The 2,622-nt window shown below is 60.5% G+C and carries 2 protein-coding genes and 1 pseudogene; all 3 read right to left on the bottom strand.

Annotation, left to right across the window (positions count from 1 at the left end; translation table 11 throughout):
• Positions 1-974: pseudogene (locus EN991_RS31620) on the bottom strand (polyribonucleotide nucleotidyltransferase); the annotation flags it as partial.
• Between the two features lie 275 nt (positions 975-1,249).
• Entirely contained in the window at positions 1,250-1,561 is a 312-nt protein-coding gene (gene rpsO / locus EN991_RS31615; protein WP_269470859.1) for a 30S ribosomal protein S15, read from the bottom strand.
• A gap of 139 nt (positions 1,562-1,700) precedes the next feature.
• Positions 1,701-2,622, bottom strand: a 922-nt coding sequence (gene corA / locus EN991_RS31610; RefSeq protein ID WP_127370224.1) for a magnesium/cobalt transporter CorA, incomplete at its 5' end; no start/stop codon positions are given.

Below are 2,622 nucleotides of genomic sequence, written 5' to 3'. Positions count from 1 at the left end.
GTCTTGAGGTCACGGCCATCGATGCGCGAACCGGTGTCGAGGATGTTCCAGCGCACGACCTTGGCCTGGAGTTCCTTGAATACCGAACCGATCTGCTCGGAAGTGTACTTGGCATCTTCGCCTTCGGCCGGGGCAAACGCTGCCTTGACCTTCGCCTTGACGGCGTCGACGGCGGCGTAACGCTTCTGCTTGTCGACGTTCTTGTAGGCATTGCTGAGTTCGTCGCCGACGATCTTCAGCATCTCGGCTTCAAGCGCGGAATAGTCCGGCGCGGTGAAGTCGCGCGGCTCCTTGGCGGCGACTTCGGCCAGCTTGATGATGGCGTCGATGACCGGTTGGAAGCCCTTGTGGCCGAACATGACGGCGCCGAGCATCAGCTCTTCGCCCAATTCCTTGGCTTCGGACTCAACCATCAGCACAGCGTCGGCGGTGCCGGCGACAACGAGGTCGAGCTTGGATTCCTGCATCTCGTCGACATGCGGGTTCAGAACGTATTCGCCGTTGATGTAGCCGACGCGGGCGCCGCCGACCGGGCCCATGAAGGGAACGCCGGAGAGCGTCAGGGCGGCCGAAGTGGCAACGATCGACAGGATGTCGGGATCGTTCTCGAGATCATGCTGGACGACGGTGACGACGATCTGGGTGTCGTTCTTGTAGCCGGAGGCGAAGAGCGGGCGGATCGGGCGGTCGATGAGGCGGGAAACCAGCGTTTCCTTCTCGCTCGGACGGCCTTCACGCTTGAAATAGCCACCCGGGATCTTGCCGGCGGCGTAGGACTTTTCCTGGTAGTTGACGGTCAGCGGGAAGAAATCGAGGCCGGGCTTCGGCTCCTTCATCGAAACGACGGTGGCGAGGACCTTGGTCTCGCCGTAGGTGGCGAGCACCGCGCCATCAGCCTGGCGCGCGATCTTGCCGGTTTCGAGGATGAGCGGACGACCGCCCCATTCGATTTCCACTTTGTGGTGATTGAACATCTCTTGTCCTTAATATGAGGAAAGGGCCGCGCCGTTTCACGGTGCGCGGAGATGCCCTTTCCCTGGCTTCCTTTCTCGGGCAGCCACGGGCAAGACAACGGGAGGCTCGGGTGTTTCGGCGCGGTGCGCGCGAGCGTCCTGCAATCCTGCCCCATGACCGTCCATGGGCGGTTTCGAGTGCCCTCTGCACGATCGAAACCGGGTCTGGCCAGTCGATACGACTGGCAGAATGCGCGACCGGCGGGCTCTCCTTCGAAAGCCCGCCGGTCAATTCGTCAACGACGCAGACCGAGCTTCTCGATCAGCGTCTGGTAGCGCGCGTCGTCCTTGCGCTTGAGATAATCAAGCAGGCTGCGGCGCTGGGAGACGAGAGCAAGCAGACCACGGCGGGAATGGTTATCCTTCTTGTGGTCCTTGAAATGGTCGGTCAGGTTCTTGATTCGCTCGGAAAGGATGGCCACCTGGACTTCCGGAGACCCGGTATCGCCCTTGGCGGTTGCGAATTCACCCATCAATTCCTGTTTGCGCTCGGCAGTAATCGACATCGTGTTTTTCCTTATCTGTTTGAGGAAACGGGTCGCCCTCAGCCGGGATGTCGTCCAGCAGGGGCCGGTGCAAGCAAAGCGTCATAGCGCTAAGCTGCGGCGCATATAGTGCAATTCCCCGGAAAACACCAGCCCAATTCACAAGCCGGCTTTTCAGGCCAAAATGGCAGGTTTATCCCTGTCAAAGCCATTTCTTCCATTTGAAGAAGGCGATCAGCCCGAACGCGACAAGCGCCATGAACAGCAGCGACAAGGGATAGCCGTAGTAGGCCTTCAGTTCCGGCATGTTCCAGGGCGAAGACTCCGGATCGAAATTCATGCCCCAGATGCCGACCAGGAAGGTGAGCGGCATGAAGATGACCGAGACGATGGTGAGATAGCTGATAACGTCGTTGGTGCGCGCCTGGCTCAGCGACAGGTGCATCTCGATCAGGCCGGTCAGCATATCGCGCTGGGTCTCGACCAGCTCGATCAGCCTGAGCGCATGGTCGAGCGTGTCGTTGAGGAAGATCTTGGTCTCGGCCTTCACATAGGGCACATCGTTGCGGATCAGCGTCGCCAGCGCATCGCGCATCGGCCACAGCACGCCTTTCAGCACGTTGGCGTCACGCCGCAATTCATGTAGCTGCCGCATCTGGTGTTTGTGCGGCGAATGCAGCATCTGGTCCTCGATGCTGTCGACCATGTCACCGGCGGCCTCGATCGGCGGAAAATAGCTGTCGACGATGGCATCGATCAGCGCATAGGCAAGATAGTCGGCGCCGCGGGCGCGCAGCCGGTTGGGCGCCGAACTTTCGATGCGCTTGCGCACCGGATCGAATGGATCGCCTTCCCGCTCCTGGAAGGTAACGACGAAGTTGCTGCCGAAGAAGACGGCGATCTGCTCATAGCGGTGCGAGGTGACATCGTCGATCATCCTGACGACGACGAAGGCATGGTCCTCGAAGAAGTCGACCTTAGGCCGCTGGCCGGTGTTGACGACGTCCTCCAGCGCCAGCGGATGCAGGCTGAAAATGCGGCCGATCTCCTCGATCAGCGGGATGTTGGCGAGGCCGGTGCAGTCGAGCCAGAGGACCGGCCATTTGTGGCAATGGGTGTTGAGG

This window comes from Mesorhizobium sp. M7A.F.Ca.US.005.03.2.1 (assembly GCF_003997795.1).
In the GTDB taxonomy this organism is placed as follows: Bacteria; Pseudomonadota; Alphaproteobacteria; order Rhizobiales; family Rhizobiaceae; genus Mesorhizobium; species Mesorhizobium ciceri.
Note: the sequence above shows the minus strand (reverse complement) of the source record. Positions and strands in the feature narration are given on the sequence as shown.